13 protein-coding genes and 3 pseudogenes are annotated in these 16,637 nt (G+C 36.2%); 2 read left to right on the top strand and 14 right to left on the bottom strand.

Going from position 1 to position 16,637, the window contains the following annotated elements:
• Positions 1 to 60 precede the first annotated feature (60 nt).
• The 6 genes and pseudogenes from BOQ64_RS09455 to BOQ64_RS24830 form a co-directional block, all read right to left on the bottom strand.
• Complete coding sequence (locus tag BOQ64_RS09455) at positions 61 to 636, bottom strand: inclusion body family protein (protein WP_129057861.1); 576 nt, start codon at positions 634 to 636, stop codon at positions 61 to 63.
• Positions 637 to 893: 257 nt separating this feature from the next.
• On the bottom strand, positions 894 to 1,364 hold the full coding sequence (locus tag BOQ64_RS09450) for a DUF6702 family protein (protein ID WP_228407579.1): 471 nt from the start codon (positions 1,362 to 1,364) through the stop codon (positions 894 to 896).
• Positions 1,365 to 1,422: 58 nt separating this feature from the next.
• Positions 1,423 to 2,175, bottom strand: coding sequence for a TIGR00730 family Rossman fold protein (locus BOQ64_RS09445; RefSeq protein ID WP_129057860.1), 753 nt, complete (start codon positions 2,173 to 2,175; stop codon positions 1,423 to 1,425).
• Positions 2,176 to 2,184: 9 nt separating this feature from the next.
• Positions 2,185 to 2,897, bottom strand: a pseudogene (locus BOQ64_RS09440) (NDP-sugar synthase).
• A gap of 68 nt (positions 2,898 to 2,965) precedes the next feature.
• Complete coding sequence (locus BOQ64_RS09435) at positions 2,966 to 3,382, bottom strand: RNase adapter RapZ (protein ID WP_129057859.1); 417 nt, start codon at positions 3,380 to 3,382, stop codon at positions 2,966 to 2,968.
• A 76-nt stretch (positions 3,383 to 3,458) separates the two neighbouring features.
• Positions 3,459 to 4,474: pseudogene (locus BOQ64_RS24830) on the bottom strand (aminoglycoside phosphotransferase family protein).
• 264 nt (positions 4,475 to 4,738) lie between these two features.
• Between BOQ64_RS24830 and xrtF the strand changes: the two are divergent.
• Both xrtF and BOQ64_RS09420 read left to right on the top strand, forming a co-directional pair.
• Positions 4,739 to 5,269, top strand: a complete 531-nt coding sequence (gene xrtF, locus BOQ64_RS09425) for an exosortase family protein XrtF (RefSeq protein WP_129057858.1) — start codon at positions 4,739 to 4,741, stop codon at positions 5,267 to 5,269.
• Positions 5,256 to 5,711, top strand: a complete 456-nt coding sequence (locus BOQ64_RS09420; RefSeq protein WP_129057857.1) for an exosortase F system-associated membrane protein — start codon at positions 5,256 to 5,258, stop codon at positions 5,709 to 5,711. The genes xrtF and BOQ64_RS09420 overlap by 14 nt, the downstream gene beginning before the upstream one ends.
• Before the next feature lie 41 nt (positions 5,712 to 5,752).
• Here the strand turns inward: BOQ64_RS09420 and BOQ64_RS09415 are convergent, their stop codons facing one another.
• The 8 genes and pseudogenes from BOQ64_RS09415 to BOQ64_RS09380 form a co-directional block, all read right to left on the bottom strand.
• Positions 5,753 to 6,739, bottom strand: coding sequence for a cation diffusion facilitator family transporter (locus BOQ64_RS09415; protein WP_129057856.1), 987 nt, complete (start codon positions 6,737 to 6,739; stop codon positions 5,753 to 5,755).
• A 57-nt stretch (positions 6,740 to 6,796) separates the two neighbouring features.
• Complete coding sequence (locus BOQ64_RS09410; RefSeq protein WP_129057855.1) at positions 6,797 to 7,789, bottom strand: aspartate-semialdehyde dehydrogenase; 993 nt, start codon at positions 7,787 to 7,789, stop codon at positions 6,797 to 6,799.
• 67 nt (positions 7,790 to 7,856) lie between these two features.
• On the bottom strand, positions 7,857 to 8,288 hold the full coding sequence (locus BOQ64_RS09405; RefSeq protein ID WP_129057854.1) for a hypothetical protein: 432 nt from the start codon (positions 8,286 to 8,288) through the stop codon (positions 7,857 to 7,859).
• 87 nt (positions 8,289 to 8,375) lie between these two features.
• A pseudogene (locus BOQ64_RS09400) lies at positions 8,376 to 10,936 on the bottom strand (TonB-dependent receptor).
• Positions 10,937 to 11,144: 208 nt separating this feature from the next.
• Positions 11,145 to 12,005 (bottom strand): carboxylating nicotinate-nucleotide diphosphorylase, encoded by an 861-nt coding sequence (gene nadC, locus BOQ64_RS09395; RefSeq protein ID WP_129057853.1) that lies wholly within the window; start codon positions 12,003 to 12,005, stop codon positions 11,145 to 11,147.
• An 11-nt stretch (positions 12,006 to 12,016) separates the two neighbouring features.
• Entirely contained in the window at positions 12,017 to 13,588 is a 1,572-nt protein-coding gene (gene nadB, locus BOQ64_RS09390; RefSeq protein ID WP_129057852.1) for an L-aspartate oxidase, read from the bottom strand.
• A 30-nt stretch (positions 13,589 to 13,618) separates the two neighbouring features.
• Positions 13,619 to 14,245, bottom strand: coding sequence for an NAD(P)H-dependent oxidoreductase (locus tag BOQ64_RS09385; RefSeq protein WP_129057851.1), 627 nt, complete (start codon positions 14,243 to 14,245; stop codon positions 13,619 to 13,621).
• Between the two features lie 112 nt (positions 14,246 to 14,357).
• Entirely contained in the window at positions 14,358 to 16,580 is a 2,223-nt protein-coding gene (locus BOQ64_RS09380) for a T9SS type B sorting domain-containing protein (RefSeq protein WP_228448288.1), read from the bottom strand.
• Positions 16,581 to 16,637: the final 57 nt, after the last annotated feature.

Here is a 16,637-nt window from a genome sequence, read left to right as displayed (position 1 = left end):
AGTAAAAGCCAGCTCGAAAGAGCTGGCTTTTTTATTATTCACTTGTACTATAATTTTCTATTAATGTACTGTAATCGTTGGATCCCAATAGCAATAACTGTATAAAGTCTGTTTGCTGCTGTCTTTTGGATCTAAAGTATATAAAGCAAAATAAATATAGTAGCTTCCTGTTCCTACTTGACCTATTCTTGCATCTAAGCTTGGAAAAGTAACGTTTCCAGGCACAGAAGGCATTCCATCTCTGTCTGAACTTTTTGGATCAGGTACGGCTGCAATGGTTCTGTCTACAAATTCATATTGGAAAGGGTTGCCATAAAACACATCCACTCCGTCATATTTTTTAACTCTGTATATAATAATGGCATCATCGGAATTCTGAGAAACAGAGCAGCCTCTGAAGCATACAGTATCTCCATCTCTTCCTTTGAAATTTAAGTCTGCTGTTGCCTGGCCTGTAGCAATGTGAGCGCTTGGAACGATCATATATTGGCTTTTATGATCTATACCTACCGGATTATTTTTATCCGTACTTGGGGTAATATTTCTGGCTTTGATGTAGTCTTTTACGTAATCTGTATCCACTACGATCATAACGTCGATTTCCTGGCTTGAAGCATTTAATTGATTGTTGTCCATGTGATTTGTTTTTAAATATTATTCTTACTCATGTGGCTTTTCAGATACCGCCCCGTTTTTTTTATGATGTCGGCTTCAATATTGTAATTACAGGACAAATTTAAAATGTTAAAAAAACGTATGTTAGAGTATAAGTGCTGAATTTTCAATCAGTATTTTTACTGATTAATCCCTGTTGTGTGATTTTTATTACAAAAAAATACCCTGAAAGTTAAACTTACAGGGTACCCATTTATAATGGTTAAATCTAATTTTCTTTAAAAAGAAACCTCATTCACTTCTTTTCCTCTTTGGAAGTTCATCATTTTCTGACTGCCTTTGTAGGCTATACTCACCAGATTGATTTGCTTTGGAAAAGAGCTTAAAAGGATCGTATTTTTAATCTTCAAGGTATTAATATCTGAAACCCCGCCGGTCTCAAAATATACCCATACAGTTTCTCCGCTGATCTGACTTCCCGTGAAGGTAATTGTTTTGGGAGCACCATTGACAAATACATCAAAATTATTGTTCACATATTTTTTCACTTCCGCTTCAAATCCTGCTGTATTAGGATTGATCTTAATAGCGTCCGAGATATGGCTTGTATTCATTTTTGTGGTAAACTTCAATGTCTTGCTTCCATCAATATAATCCACTTTGGTCATTGAAGAGAAAAAGTCTACATACATAAAACTCATTAACACAAAAAATGTTAAAATTCCTGATATATATAAAAGTTTTTTCATCTTAATTAATAGATTTACAATCATACTTGCTAGTTATAGTTCACAAATAATATGCCAATTAAAAGTTTACGTTCACAGAATATTTATCATAGAAAGCCTTAATGTGCGCTACGGCTTCATCAGCAGTGTCTACCACTCTGTAAAGATCAAGATCATCTTCTGCAATCATTCCGTCTCTCAATAGGGTAGCCTTGAACCAGTCTAATAATCCACCCCAGAATTCACTTCCTACCAAAACGATTGGGAATTTACCAATTTTATTGGTTTGAATCAAAGTTAAAGCTTCAGTAAGCTCATCCAGTGTTCCGAAACCTCCGGGCATAACTACAAATCCCTGAGAATATTTTACAAACATTACTTTTCTCACGAAAAAGTAATCGAAGTTCATGGAATAGGACTTGTTGATATAAGGATTGAAATGCTGTTCAAAAGGAAGGTCAATATTAAGTCCTATTGATTTTCCTTTTGCATTGAAAGCTCCTTTATTTCCGGCTTCCATTACTCCGGGACCGCCACCGGTAATAATTCCGAAACCTAGTTTGGTGATTTTCTCAGCAATTTCCACTGCCATTTCATAGTATTTATTTTCCGGTTTCAGACGTGCTGAACCGAATATAGATACACATGGACCTATTTTAGCCAGTTTTTCATAGCCATCTACAAATTCAGCCATGATTTTAAAAACCATCCAGCTATCTTTGGTAAGTGTTTCATCCCATGTTTTTTGTCTGAAACTATTGTGTAGCTTTGTTTCGTTACTATCTAATTCTGGGTTTACCAGACTTTCATCCCTAATTCCGTCCATTTCCATTTGTACAAATTATTTAAAATGTTTTTCGGCTTCTATAACAGATTCCGGTCTTCCAACATCTATAAGAATGCTGTCATGCAGAAAACCATGTATATGTTCAGTCTGCATCAGATCCAGATATTCTTCCATAACAGAAAATTTGCCTTTTCTTTTTATTTTTTCAAAGATGACCGGGTTGATACAGTGAACACCACTGAATGCAAGAGCTTTAAACCCTTTATTGAACTCAGCAAGTCTCTGCTCGCCTGTTTGTACATTCAACCAGCCTCTTAACACCAGATCATCATTAAAAAGAAGTTTTCTTGAACTTTCACGGTCCGATACTGCTAAAGTAGCAAAATCTTTTATTTTTTGTGATATTCTACCAATGCATTAATATTGATATCGGTTAAAATATCAGCATTCATGATTAAGAAATCTTCACCATGATCCAGAAATTTTCTGGCAAAAATCAGGCCGCCTCCGGTTTCCAATAACTCATTGGTTTCATCGGAGATTTCAATCTTACAGCCGAAGTTATCATTTTTATTTAAAAAATCAACAATCTGATCCCCGAAATGATGAATATTAATCACAAAATCCTTTATTCCATAGCTTTTCAGATAATTGATGTTTCTTTCCAGAAGGGGAATGCCATTCACCTTTGCCAGAGCTTTGGGATGATGGTCTGTAAATGGCTTAAGCCTTGTGCCTTTTCCGGCAGCGAAAATAAGAGCCTTCATATAGTATGAGTAATAATGATAAGTAATGAGTAATGTAATAACGGTATACGAATATTACTGATTGCTCATTACTGATTACTAATGTTCAGTTGTGGTTGTTCGTCGTGATGAATCGTAATTAGAGTTCCGTCAGGATATTTTTCTCTGATGAATTCAGCGATTTTTATAGCAGAATAAACAGATCTGTGTTGTCCGCCGGTGCATCCGAAATTGATCTGAAGGTTTTCAAATCCTCTTTCCAGATAATCATCAATATTGATGGATACAAGAGATTTTATGAGTTCCAGAAACTTAGGCATTTCAGTTTGGGTTTCAAGATATTCCTGAACGCCGATGTCATTTCCTGTCTGAGTTTTATATTCTTCAATTCTTCCAGGGTTTAAAATTCCTCTGCAGTCAAAGGCAAAACCGCCTCCATTTCCTGAATTATCTTTTGGAATTCCTCCTTTTTTATACGAAAAACTGTGTATATCAATGTGTAGCATTTTCTTCTTTATTTTTTAGATTTAACCATTAAGGTATTTTAAGTTTTTAAGGTATGTTGTATTGGTTTCCCAATTACTAATTTAAAATGGCATCAATTTTTTTTCTGGTTTCTTCTGATGACAATTGAGCTATGACCTTGTTAAGCTCCGGATAGTTTTTCATCTCTTCCCAGGCAGATGCAAATTCTGTGATATTTCGTATCCCTTTTTCAAGGCTGGCCATAAAATGCTGTTTCCTTTGAATCAGTCCCCTGAAGCCGTAAGCACCTAAGACTTGCAGGAATCTCATCATTTGCATTGGTTTAACCGAGTTGTTTAGTTGATGTTGAGTGTTTTGATCTTCAAATAGTTGGATATAAAAATCCAGCATTTCATTTTTAAAGTTTTCAGGGAAATCTGCCTTGGCCTGAAAAAGGAATGAAATGACATCATACATCAAAGGACCTTTCATTGCAGACTGATAATCAATGAATGAAACTTCATCTTTTTCATTCACCATGATATTTCTGGCCTGAAATCCCGGATCATGATCCCTTTAGGTTCAAGATCTTCCACCAATGCTGCAATTTGTTTGAACTCTTTCAGTAAGGTGGATTTATTATACTCAAGCTCCAGGACATCTGCTACAAAATTTTTAAAATAGTACAAATCGTGAATCACCGGAAGCTCATCATAACATTCGTATTCAAATGTTTTGGAGAAATCAATTTTATCCTGTGTCTGGATTTGTAACCTGAATAGCTTTTCCAGCGTTTGTTTTACCAAAGATTTTACACGAGTTGATACATGTTCTTTTGTAATGACCTCTGATAAAGTTTGCGTTCCTAAAAATTCCTGCACATACATTTTCCTGTCTTCTGAAACAGCAAGGATGGATGGCGTATTCAGGCTAAGTGCAGAGAAAACCTCGGAATAATAAAGAAAACTTTCATTTTCCGGAATATTCTCATTGTAGGTGATGATGTATTTTTCAGTGTCGGTTATGGCCAGAAAATTGACCCTCGCAGAACCGCTTTGAGCTAATGTGATGAATTCGGTGGATTTTTTGCCTAATTGGCTTTCAAAAAATCGATTTGCGTTTTCAGAAGTCATAATTAATATGGAAACAAATATACTAATTTAACATGAATAGTTTTTAAGAGGGAAGTTGGAAGCTGTGAGAGGGATTCGCCAGAGGTTAAAATAAGGAAGGAAGACTATTTTAAGAACTGTTTTTTAACTGGAGTATGAACAAAACTTCTACATTTTATCACTGAATAGTGGAAATTATACCGGTTGTATTAGGCTTTCTACTTTATGTTTTAACTTTTGTGCTTCTCATTCAGGTTATTACAGCCTAATTTTTATCTTTGCAGTATGTTAAAGGATTTTAAGCCGGTATTAGGAATTTTACTACGTTTCATCATCATCTATCTGGTGTTGCTCTTTGCGTACCAATTTTATCTGAATGCGAATAAGGATTCGGGTTTGGATCCTTTTTCAAGAATTATTGCCAATCAGGTGAGTGCGGTACAAAATGTTTTGAGTTACCCTTCTCAATTGTACAATGATATAAGTAATGAACAGGTATGGTTTTATGTGAAGAAACAATACGTGTCCAGAATGGTGGAAGGATGTAATGCCATTTCTGTCATGATCCTGTTTGTATCGTTTGTTTTTGCCTTTTATAAAGGTTCTAAGACTTTTATTTTTGTATTGGCAGGATTGGTTTTGCTTTATATTATGAATCTTTTACGGATTGTAGGGCTGAATATTGTAATGGTGGAACATCAGGAATATGGTAAGATATTTCATGATTTTGTCTTTCCGGCTACTATTTATGGCAGTGTTGTTTTGCTTTGGTTAATTTGGATTAAATTCTTTGCTTTAAAACATGAAAATTCTTAGCTGGCTTCTTGTTATTTTAGGAATCTCTGGGCTAATAGGAGTAAGAGTAATGGAAGATAAAATATTTTATGATCCGTTTCTGAGCTATTTCCATGAGGCCAACAAAAACATTAGTTTTCCAGCATTTGAATGGGGAAAATTAATTGGTGGGCACGTGTTTAGATTTGTCCTTAATCTTTTTTTTTCCTGCCTGATTATTCAAGGATTATTTAAAAACAAGCAATGGACAATACAAGGTGCTTTGATGATGGTGATTGTTTTCGCGATTGCTTTCCCAATTTATCTGTTCTGTATTCAGAATAAATTTGAAATTGGATATCTTTTTTCTTTTTATATGCGAAGGTTTGTTATCCAGCCTTTAATCATCCTTTTAATGGTACCGATGTTTTATTATAGAAAACAACTGGAAAAAGATAAACATAGAGGCAGAGAAAGCAAATAGTGGTGCGTAATGTAACTGTATTTTTGTTTTTTAAGCCTTTTCTATTCTGCAGTATGTTTGTCCACACTGGTTACATTTTCTGCGGTCCATTCCACTCTTTTTACGAAGTCTTTTTGACGAACGGGGCAATTCTCAATCTGGCATACCGAACATGAAATAGGTTTGCAGTCATCCATATGAAAATTGAATTCAATACTCCTTTTGATGTTATTGGCCAAAAGGATAATGACTTTTTCCATCTCGTTATGCGCATCACGAAGATCATAATACCAGGGTAGGGTGATATGGGCATCAATATGCAGTGAGGCTCCGAATTGTTGGATTTTCATATTGTGAACATCAATCCATTCTGTTCTTCTGTTTTCTTCAAGGATTTTAATAACCTGATGCAGGATTTCCGGATCTTGTTCATCCATAATACCACTCAAAGATTTTCGAACGATTTTATAGCCTACAAATATGATATAAAGCCCAAATATCAATGCAACCACAGAATCCAGCCAATAGATTTTAGTAAAATAGACAATCACTAAGCTGGCTACCACTCCAAGGGTGGTGATGGTATCAGACTGAAGGTGCTTTCCGGAGGAAATAAGAACGAGGGAGTTCTCTTTCTGACCTTTTTTTATGGAAATATATCCCAAAAGATAGTTGATTACGGCAGTGGCGGCAATGATCCAGATTCCCAAATCAATTTTGCTTAAGGTTTTCCCTACGATAAGGCTGTGTATACCTTCATAAATAATCATTAATCCGGCAATGGCAATTAAGGCACCTTCAATACCGGAAGTAACAAATTCAACCTTCCCATGGCCGTAAGGGTGATCTTCGTCCTTGGGTTTTGCTGCCAGATGAAGAGAATATAGCCCCATAAATGCACTGATGACGTTCACAATGCTTTCCATAGCATCAGAGAATACAGCATCGGAATTGGTGAGCTTCCATGCAATGATCTTTCCTACAAAAAGAATAACTCCAAATGCAGCAATGATTTTTTGAAATCCTATTTTTTCTTTGTGGGTACTCATAAATGTGTTTGATAAAAAAAGAATCTCAATTCTGAGACTCTTTTTTATTTTGTTAGTTTATACTAAGTTGTTTGCTACAAGGTATTCTGCAATTTGTACAGCGTTTGTTGCGGCTCCTTTCCTCAGGTTGTCTGCAACAATCCAAAGGTTGAGCGTTTTCGGCTGAGACAGGTCCCGTCTGATTCTTCCTACAAAGACTTCATCTTTTCCTTCTGAGTACAGGGGCATTGGGTAGTGATTGTTTTTAACATCATCCATTACGATTACTCCTGGAGTTTCAGATAAGATTTTTCTTACTTCATCCAATTCAAATTCATTTTCAAATTCGATGTTTACACTTTCTGAGTGTCCTCCCTGTACCGGAACTCTTACTGCAGTAGCTGTTAAATTGAATGTATCGTCTCCAAGAATCTTCTTAGGTTCCTTCATCAATTTAATTTCTTCTTTAGTATAATCATCATCAGCAAATACATCACAGTGAGGCAATGCATTCTTGAATATTTGATATGGATATACTTTAGCAGCAGAATCATCACCGTTAATTTCTCCGTTTAATTGGTCAACTGCGGCTTTACCAGTTCCTGTTACAGATTGGTAAGTAGAAACAATTACTCTTTTTAAATCATATTTTTTGTTCAAAGGTCCTAAAACCATTACCAACTGAATGGTAGAACAGTTCGGATTTGCGATGATCTTGTCTTCTTTAGTTAATACATCTGCGTTGATTTCAGGTACAACTAATTTTTTGTCAGGATCCATTCTCCAAGCTGAAGAGTTGTCGATCACTGTTATTCCTGCTTCTGCAAATAATGGGGCAAATTCAAGAGAAGTAGAACCTCCGGCAGAAAAGATAGCAATATCCGGTTTGGCAGCTATAGCGTCCTTCATGCTTACAATCGTAAATTCCTTCTGTTTATACTTCACCTTCTTGCCTACAGATTTTTCGGATGCTACCGGGATTAATTCTGTTACAGGGAAGTTTCTTTCTTCCAAAACTTTCAGCATAACTTGTCCAACCATTCCTGTTGAACCTACTACAGCTACTTTCATTGATTTAATTAAAAATTTAAGATTAAACTATTTATAAATTATAACGCATATAATTTCTTTGTCTGTTTTAAGCTCCAAAGACTTTTGCCCAAGGAAACGCGAATGCAAATAAACCTACCGCAATTAATCCCATAATGGTAATTCCAAGGGAAATGGTATCGTTTGATTTTACTTTTTTATTAACGATCGTCATTAATACTGCTGCGATAAGCATAGAAAACGGGTGTTCAACATACTGGAATCTTAAGTCTGCATTTTTCATTACTGAACCCATATCCATTCCTTTTGTGAAGTTGATCACCAACATAATGATTCCCAATAGGAACTGAACGTGGAAGAAGATCATTGTGAAAAGGGTTGTTTTCTTTAAAAACTTGTTCACTTTCCCACTGAAACCGAACATAGTAGCTAAAAGAGCAATGATAAATAATGCTACCAAAAGAAGTTCAAGATACCCGAATCCTTTGTGGGCATTTTTCAAAATTCCGTAAAAATCCATATTTTCTATTTTTTTGTACACAAAGATAACAAAAATCCCGGCTCAAAGCCGGGATTGATATTTATAAAATCTAATATTGTTATATTATTAGAAGTTGAATGATAAGGTTGTAGACCAAGTTCTTCCGAATCCATAGAATACTCTGTTGTCAGTAGCTAAACCTTTGTAAACTCTTCCTGCTTCTTCATATGTTTTACCAAAGTCAGGATCTTTATTATCCTTAATCTTATCAGTTGTTTTGATGTTCGTTACACCATCCTGAATATAAGTAGTATCAAACAGGTTGTTTACGTTAACACCAATAGTAAAATACTGATTTGGGTTTTTAACTTAAGTTTATAAGATGCACCAATATTGAATAGGTTGAAATCTGGTAATTTTAAAGCTTCATTGCCAGGGGTCATAAAGTCAGCCATATTCATTGCTGAGTAAATTTTCCCAACATATTGCCAGTTACCATATACTCTAAAGTCTGTAACTGGAGTTACTGTAAATCCTAATGATGAAGTCATCTGTGGAATACTGTTGTTAGTACCTCCCACTTTTACCTTATCTAAATAAAGTGTAGATGTATTTTTTCCGTTTGTTTCAATAGGAGTGTTGTCATCCTGGAAGTTAGAGCCTGTAGCATTCCCTTTATATTGGTAATCACCCCAAGAGAACATACCTTGTAATTCTAAGAATTTATTTAATCTATATGTTGCTTCAGCTTCTACTCCTTGGTGAACTTGTGTAATTCCACTGATTTCGGAATATCCTCTAACATTGTTATCAAAAATTACACTGCTTCTTCTGTACCATCTGTCTTTCCACTCAGTTCTGTATAAGTTAACTTTTGCATTGAAGTTAGCTGTTTTGAATCCATAACCTAATTCAACTGAGAAGATTTTCTCATTGGTTAAGTTAGGGTTTACAACCTGTTGGTTACTTGGATATACAGAGTTCATTAGAGGTTGTTTGCTATAATAACCAACATTAGCAAATACGTTATGATTGTTGTTGATGTTATAGTTAGCTCCCCCTTTAATATTAAATCCAAAAAGGTTTTTAAATCCAGTTTTTCTTTCAACAGTTTGACCTTGTTGAGTTGATCCCGGTTTTACAAAGTCATCAATTCTCTGATATGCTTGGTTTGATATGGAACCTTGTGCATATACTGTTAATTTATCAGCAGAATATTCTACTTGTCCGAAACCACTGTACCAAAGAACTTCACCATCATTACTGAATGAAACTCTCTCTTCCATTGGTGCATTTGCTCCTCCAAAAGGATTCCAGTTCAGTTTTTTATAGTCATAAGTGTTACGAACAATATTATTTGTTGGTAGGTTTTTGTTAGAACCGTCTGTGTAGCCTGAAGCTCCATATAAATCAGAAAGTACCTGATAGTGGTATCCATAGTAATATCTGTCGTCAGTACCTACGGAGAAATTCCAGTTATCGTTGATTTTGTGTTGGAAATTCATCAAGATACCATACCAGTTGTGTGAATTCACACTTGAAGTACGTACTAATGTATTTCCTGCAATTCCTACAGTAGGAGTTACTGCTCCGTTTGCTGCGAAAATTGAATTATAGTTATAGTGTCCTTCAGCGTCATAGAAGTCAGCCATTCCTTTATTTCCTACTTTACCAAGGTTTCTGGCACCACCTCCACGTCCATTAGACATGTAAGCAACTGTACTTAATGTAGACTTGTCACTGATTGTCCAGTCCCAGTTCAACATCATTACAGGCTTGGAATAGTAGTTCATAGCGTTTGCTATGTTTGTTCTGTTTCCATCTGCTGAAGTATAGTATCCATAGTCACCATTGTATGGTCTGTATGGAGAACCATCATGATCCGGGTTATATTTGATATAGTTTCCGATTGTTGGAGCAAAAGATCTTTGATCATGCCATTGTGGAGAAGAAGTCATCATAAACTGTAAGTTATGCTTCTTGTTTGGCTGATATCCTAGTGCAAAGAAATAAGTATATGATTCATAATCTGTATTTTGAACGTATGTAGCTCCTGCTTGTCTTGCCATCAAGAATGAAGCAGCCCATCCGTTTTCAGATTTTCCTGTGTTGTATGCGAAAGATGTTTTTAAGAAATCGTTATTACCGATACCTAATCTCACAACTCCACCTTGTTTCATGTCTGCAGAACGTGTAAGGAAGTTCATTGTACCTCCTACAGAAGCAATAGCTAGTTTAGAAGAACCTAATCCTCTTTGTACTTGCATAGTACTTGTTACGTCTGATAAACCTGTCCAGTTAGACATGTATACCGTACCACCCTCCATGTCGTTAACCGGCATACCGTTTACCATTACTGCAATGTTTCTAGATTCGAAACCACGCATGGTAAGCTGAGAGTCTCCAAAACCACCACCACCTTTTGTTGCATAAACAGATGGCGTTGTGTTTAATAGTTCAACAAGTTCCTGGTTACCTTGTCTTTCAAGAATCTGTGCAGCTTTAATTGTAGAAACTGCTACCGGTGTCTTTCTATCTTTAGCGATATCTGTAACACCTCTTAGGATTACCTCCTCAATGTCTTTAGACTTAGATTTAACTGTGTCCTGAGTTTGTTGAGCATAATAGATACTAGCTGTAGATAAAGTAATTACTGCAGTTAGCATCGATTTGTTGATTAATTTCATAATCGTTAGTAATAATTAGATTTAATTTTCTGCAAAATTCGCAAAATATATTTTAACTATTATTAACTCAATGTTAATTTTTAATCAGTCTTAATAGTGTTAAGTGGTTGATTCCCAGTTTTATCAATAAAAAACGACTTTTTATATGAAAAAAGTCATGTTATTGAGTTTTTAATAAAGTGGGGGTGTTTTTGTTAAAAATTCAACGCTATTTCACCGCTTTGAGACTCAAATCTATATTCTCAGCCGAGTGTGTTAAAGCTCCTACAGAGATATAGGTAACACCTGTTGATGCAATTTCTTTAAGCATATCACGGGTGATTCCTCCTGATGCTTCAGACTCTGTTGAGCCGTTGATCATTTTTACAGCTTTCTTCATAGTCTTAACATCCATGTTGTCAAGCATAATTCTGTCAACTTTTGCGTTGATGGCTTCCTGAACTTCTTCCAGATTTCTGGTTTCCACTTCAATTTTTAATTTTTTCTTCGTCTTTTTAACGTAGTCTTTGGCCATTTTTACCGCATTGGTAATGCTTCCATTATAATCAATATGGTTATCTTTAAGCATAATCATATCATAAAGACCATATCTGTGGTTGGTGCCACCTCCAATAGCTACCGCCCATTTTTCACACATTCTGAAGTTAGGGGTAGTTTTTCTGGTATCTAAAAGTTTAGTTTTTGTTCCTACCAATCTTGAATCCCAGTCATGAGTAAGCGTTGCAATGCCACTCATTCTCTGCATACAATTAAGAACAAATCTTTCTGTGGAAAGTATTGATCTGGCACTTCCGGTTACAATAAGAGCAATGTCACCTACTTTACATGGGGTTCCATCCTTGATGAATGTTTCAACCTTTAAGTTTTTATCAAAAGCCTTAAAAATAATTTCCGCCAATTCAACTCCTGCGAGGATGCAGTCCTGTTTTACCAATAGTTTTGCACTTTGCTGAAGATCTTCAGGAATTGTGGAAAGGGTAGAGTGGTCTCCATCCTGGATGTCTTCTTCAAGGGCATTTTTTATAAATACTTTTAATGCTTTATCTGTAACGTAGCTTGGTCTTTTCATTGTGTATACTTTTAGACTAAATCTTTATTGTAAAACGCTCCTTTATTCTCTGTCATTTCCATAGACTGGGTAATGATGAGGTGGGCAACGGTAGTCAGGTTTCTTAATTCTGATAATTGTGGAGAAAGGATAGAGTAGTGATAGATTTCATCAACCGCAGCTGCAATTTCCTGATGCTTTTGCAATGCCATATTCAGACGTCTGTTGCTTCTTACAATTCCTACAAGATCACTCATCATCTCCTGAAGCTGTTTTCTAAGGTAGCTGATGATGACCATTTCATCCATGATCTTCATTCCTTCTTCATTCCACTCCGGAACTGCTTTCAAATCATCAAAATTGAATAAATTTTCATTCAGAAGTGCTACTGTTTTCATGGCAGCGTTATGTCCGAAAACTAATCCTTCGAGTAAAGAGTTTGAAGCTAATCTGTTGGCTCCGTGTAATCCTGAGTTGGTGCATTCTCCTACAGCAAAAAGGTTTCTGATGGAAGACTGTCCGTCTCGGTCTACTTCAATACCGCCCATCAGATAGTGGCAGGCAGGAACAACAGGAATCAATTGGGTGAAAGGATCAATACCTTCGTCTTTACATTTTTTATAAATATTCGGGAAATGTTCAAGAAATTTTTCCTGATTCATTTCACGGCAGTCCAGACCAACATATTCATCTCCTGAAATTTTCATTTCATTATCAATAGCTCTGGCTACAATATCTCTGGAGGCTAGTTCTTCACGTTCATCATATTTCTGCATGAACTTTTCTCCTCTTTTGGTTCTTAATTTGGCCCCGTCACCTCTTACTGCTTCGGAAATAAGGAAAAGCATTCCGTCAATCTTACTATAAAGGGCAGTAGGATGAAACTGGTAATACTGCATATTGGAAACCTTTCCTTTTGCACGGGCAACGAAAGCAATTCCGTCTCCTGTTGCAATAGAGGGATTGGTTGTATTTTTATAAACATGCCCCGCTCCTCCTGTAGCAGCTAATGTAATTTTAGAAGTGATTTTTTTGATGGTTTTGGATTTTTCATCCAGAATATAAGCACCATAACAATGAATATCCCCTTCGTTAAGTTCTTTTCCGGGAACATGGTGCTGTGTAATGATATCAATTACATAATGGTGGTCGAGAATTTCAATATTCGGGCTGTTGTTGGCAGTTTCCAATAAAGCTCTTTCAATTTCAAAACCTGTAATATCTTTATGATGGACGATTCTGTTTTCGGTGTGGCCTCCTTCTCTTCCTAATGCAAATTTGCCATTTTTCATATCGAATTGAGCTCCCCATTCTACAATCTCATTGAATCTTGCCGGGGCTTCTGTTACCACCATTTCTACAACATCGCGTTTGTTTTCGCCGTCTCCGGCACGCATGGTGTCTTCTATATGTTTTTCAAAATTATCTTTCTGAAAGTCAGTAACTACAGCAAGGCCGCCCTGTGCATATTTGGTATTGCTTTCGTCCTCATCAGATTTTGTTACAATAATGATTTTGGCATCAGGGAGTTGTTCAGAAACTTTAATGGCATAAGAAAGTCCGGAAATTCCGGAACCGATTACTAATACATCCGCTTTTATCATGTGCTTGCTTTAGGTACAATCATTTAAATATTAAATAAATTTAAACAATTTTTCGTTTGGTTTTCTTACTTTTTTCATGTGCTGGAAGTGATCTTCCTCAGAACGGTAGCCTAAAGCGAGGGTAACGGTTACTTTTTCTGTTTCGGGGTTGATGCTCAGGATCTCTTCTATCAGATTTTGCCTGAAGCCTTCCATAGGGCATGAGTCTATATTTTCAATGGCAGCTGCGTACATCAGATTGGCTAATACAATATAAGACTGTTTTTCTGCCCAGTTGAAAATTTCATCCTGTGTTTTTTGATGTATATGCTGATTGATGCTGTTTTTGAATGGATCAAGCATTTCAAGAGGAGTTTCCCTTACTTCGGAAATATGTTTAAAATATCCTTGAATATAATTCTCTTCAATGTTTTTCTTTGAAACAATCACCACGAGATGAGAACATGTGGAAATCTGAGATGGATTATAAAAAGCAGGAATCAGCTTCTGTTTCATCTCCTCACTTTCAACAATGATAATCTTATAAGGCTGAAGCCCTAAAGAACTTGCAGACAGTTTTCCTGACTCAAGAATGTTGTGAAGGGTCTCCTGAGGAATAATTTGATGATTAAATTTTTTCACAGAATATCTTCTGCTTAAAGCTTCCAAATAATTCATAGCACAAATTTAAGGATTGGAGATGAATAAAAATGAAATATATCCTCTTAATTTAATGCAAAAATCACCCCGCAAAGCGGAGTGACTCTTTTAATATGAATGATAAACGTGATTAATTTCTGTTTTTAACAATAATCCAGCCCGCAAAGTTGATTGGTGTTATTCTGTTCATGTTGTTTTTTTCATTCCATGAAACAGAATACCAGTAGCTTCCTGTAGGAACTCTTCTTCCGTTAGCTGTACCGTTCCATCTGTATCCGTTGGTTTTATCTGCCTTGAAAACCTGTACACCATATCTGTCAAAAATATTAACTTCAAAATTAGGCTTAACAGCCAGTGCTGAGTAATCAATAAAATCATTGATTCCGTCATCATTAGGTGTAATGATATTAACAAGATTAGGTATCGTGATGTTAATTGTGATAGGCTCGCAATTATATTTGTCCTTTACATATACTTTAGCAACACCTCTTGGGATATTAGTGAATACATTAGAATCCTGCCAGAGGATGTTGTCTATTGAATATTGATAAGGTGGCATACCGCCATTTACATGAACAGTAACAGATCCACCTGAAATGTCTACACTGGAAATAACAGGACTCTCTGCCGGAAATACGGTTACAGTCTGAGTAGTGATACACTCTCCGGTTTTTAATTTCACCCAATAAACACCAACACCAACATCTTTAATAGATTGTGTTTTAGCTCCGGTGCTCCATTCGTAACTTTTGAATCCTGCGCCTGCATCAAGTGTCGTTTTGCTTTCCATACAAATGATTTTGTCTTTTAAAACCCTGGAAGGAGTAGGAGGATTTACTTTTAGCGTAAGTTTAGCAATTGAAAAGCATCCGGTTGAATTGAAAACTTTAACATAAGCCACTCCATTAGGGGCAATATAGGCTCCGGGATTAGTTATTTCGTTAGTTTCGTTAAGGGCGTCTGTTATAGATGGATAAAACTTTTTTGTAAATGCTGCCGGGTTTGGAACTACTGCCGCATTAATAAGATTGAAAGATGCCGTTGATGGGTTGCTCTCTATAAAACAGGATTCTATTGGAACGTCATAAACGGTTAAGGGTGGATGAGTATTTAAAGTGATTTTAGCAGTGCTTACACATCCCTGTGCTGTAATTACCCTTACATATATAATTCCAGGAGGAGAAACATATGCTGAGGGATTGGTAATCTGATTGGTGCTGGCGTTCAGATCATGTATACTCGGATAAAATTCTTTAGTAACACCTGTTAATGTAGTTACTGCAGCGGTATTGAGGTCAAAGATTCCAACTCCGCCATTATTATTGTTACATTCTGTAAGGGTGGCATCGGTTGCTGCAAACGGGGTTGGGTTTAGTTCTATAATACCGTCTCCATTATCACAAAGTGTTGATGTAGGATCTTTAACCACTACCTTAATAATCGTATTTCCTGTATATAGAAAATTGGTAGGGTTGGCAATAGGAGTTGATGTACCCAATATGTAATAGGTGAAAATATAATTCCCGGGATTGTTTACAAATTGCATATTGTATGAGGTAAGGTCTACAGTTCCGCTTCCGGTTGCAGGATTGGTACAAACGAAAGGTTTCAGGGTATTATTTAAAATAGGAACTTTATCTACAAAAACTTTAGCATTCTGGATTGAGTGTCTGGCGCTGGCACCTCCTGTGGCTGCAGAAAAACCAAAATATCCCTGTGTCATTCCTACAGCATTTCCAGAAGGAGCAAATGATTGATCGGCAATAAGCACTCCATCTATTTTAATTTTAATAATCCAGTTGGTAGGATTGGTAAGATCTGTTTCTCCATTTACTTCAACGTGTCTATAATTGTTGCCTACAAATGGTTGAGTGGGATTCAAATCTGGAGAATGGAAAGTACTTCCCGGGGTATTATTAAATTCTATATTGTTACCCGCAGTATTGTTTGTACCATACAAAACGTGTACTTTACTCATCTGGCCTTCTGTGGTGTTGTTGAAGATATCAAAGCCAACCATTAGTCCAGATGCATTGGCTGGAATTCCCAGACCACCTCCTGATACAAATCCTGTTGGTGGGTTAGCAAGATACCAGAATGTAAAACCATCTCCACGTCCAAACTGAGTTGTTCCGTTTCCGTCAATTCTGAAATCAAATTCTACTTTCCATTTGTCACAATAGCTTAAGGTAATTGGAGTGGAAAGTTTTATAGCTCCATACTTGCTTGTCTGGTCTGTTGTAAGTCTTATAAAATCTCCACTTACAATAGCATCTGAAACAAGATCCCAACCTGTAGTATTTACAGGATTTCCGGTAAGTTGATAGGTTTGGGATATGGCTTTTCCTGGCAAACAGAGCAAAACATTCAGTAAAAAAAGAGTAGAGTTTTTTTCATAGTGGAAAGTTTG

This window comes from Chryseobacterium sp. CH25, assembly GCF_004119455.1.
Taxonomy (GTDB): domain Bacteria; phylum Bacteroidota; class Bacteroidia; order Flavobacteriales; family Weeksellaceae; genus Chryseobacterium.
Note: the sequence above shows the minus strand (reverse complement) of the source record. Positions and strands in the feature narration are given on the sequence as shown.

Excerpts from the sequence above, each read along its gene's own strand:
- BOQ64_RS09410 (WP_129057855.1), bottom strand. The coding sequence starts at position 7,789 with ATGAAAGTAGCTGTAGTAGGTTCAACAGGAATGGTTGGACAAGTTATG.
- BOQ64_RS09385 (WP_129057851.1), bottom strand. The coding sequence starts at position 14,245 with ATGAATTATTTGGAAGCTTTAAGCAGAAGATATTCTGTGAAAAAATTT.
- BOQ64_RS09420 (WP_129057857.1), top strand. The coding sequence starts at position 5,256 with ATGAAAATTCTTAGCTGGCTTCTTGTTATTTTAGGAATCTCTGGGCTA.
- BOQ64_RS09435 (WP_129057859.1), bottom strand. The coding sequence starts at position 3,382 with ATGCTACACATTGATATACACAGTTTTTCGTATAAAAAAGGAGGAATT.
- nadC (WP_129057853.1), bottom strand. The coding sequence starts at position 12,005 with ATGAAAAGACCAAGCTACGTTACAGATAAAGCATTAAAAGTATTTATA.
- nadB (WP_129057852.1), bottom strand. The coding sequence starts at position 13,588 with ATGATAAAAGCGGATGTATTAGTAATCGGTTCCGGAATTTCCGGACTT.
- BOQ64_RS09445 (WP_129057860.1), bottom strand. The coding sequence starts at position 2,175 with ATGGAAATGGACGGAATTAGGGATGAAAGTCTGGTAAACCCAGAATTA.
- xrtF (WP_129057858.1), top strand. The coding sequence starts at position 4,739 with ATGTTAAAGGATTTTAAGCCGGTATTAGGAATTTTACTACGTTTCATC.
- BOQ64_RS09405 (WP_129057854.1), bottom strand. The coding sequence starts at position 8,288 with ATGGATTTTTACGGAATTTTGAAAAATGCCCACAAAGGATTCGGGTAT.
- BOQ64_RS09415 (WP_129057856.1), bottom strand. The coding sequence starts at position 6,739 with ATGAGTACCCACAAAGAAAAAATAGGATTTCAAAAAATCATTGCTGCA.
- BOQ64_RS09455 (WP_129057861.1), bottom strand. The coding sequence starts at position 636 with ATGGACAACAATCAATTAAATGCTTCAAGCCAGGAAATCGACGTTATG.
- BOQ64_RS09450 (WP_228407579.1), bottom strand. The coding sequence starts at position 1,364 with ATGAAAAAACTTTTATATATATCAGGAATTTTAACATTTTTTGTGTTA.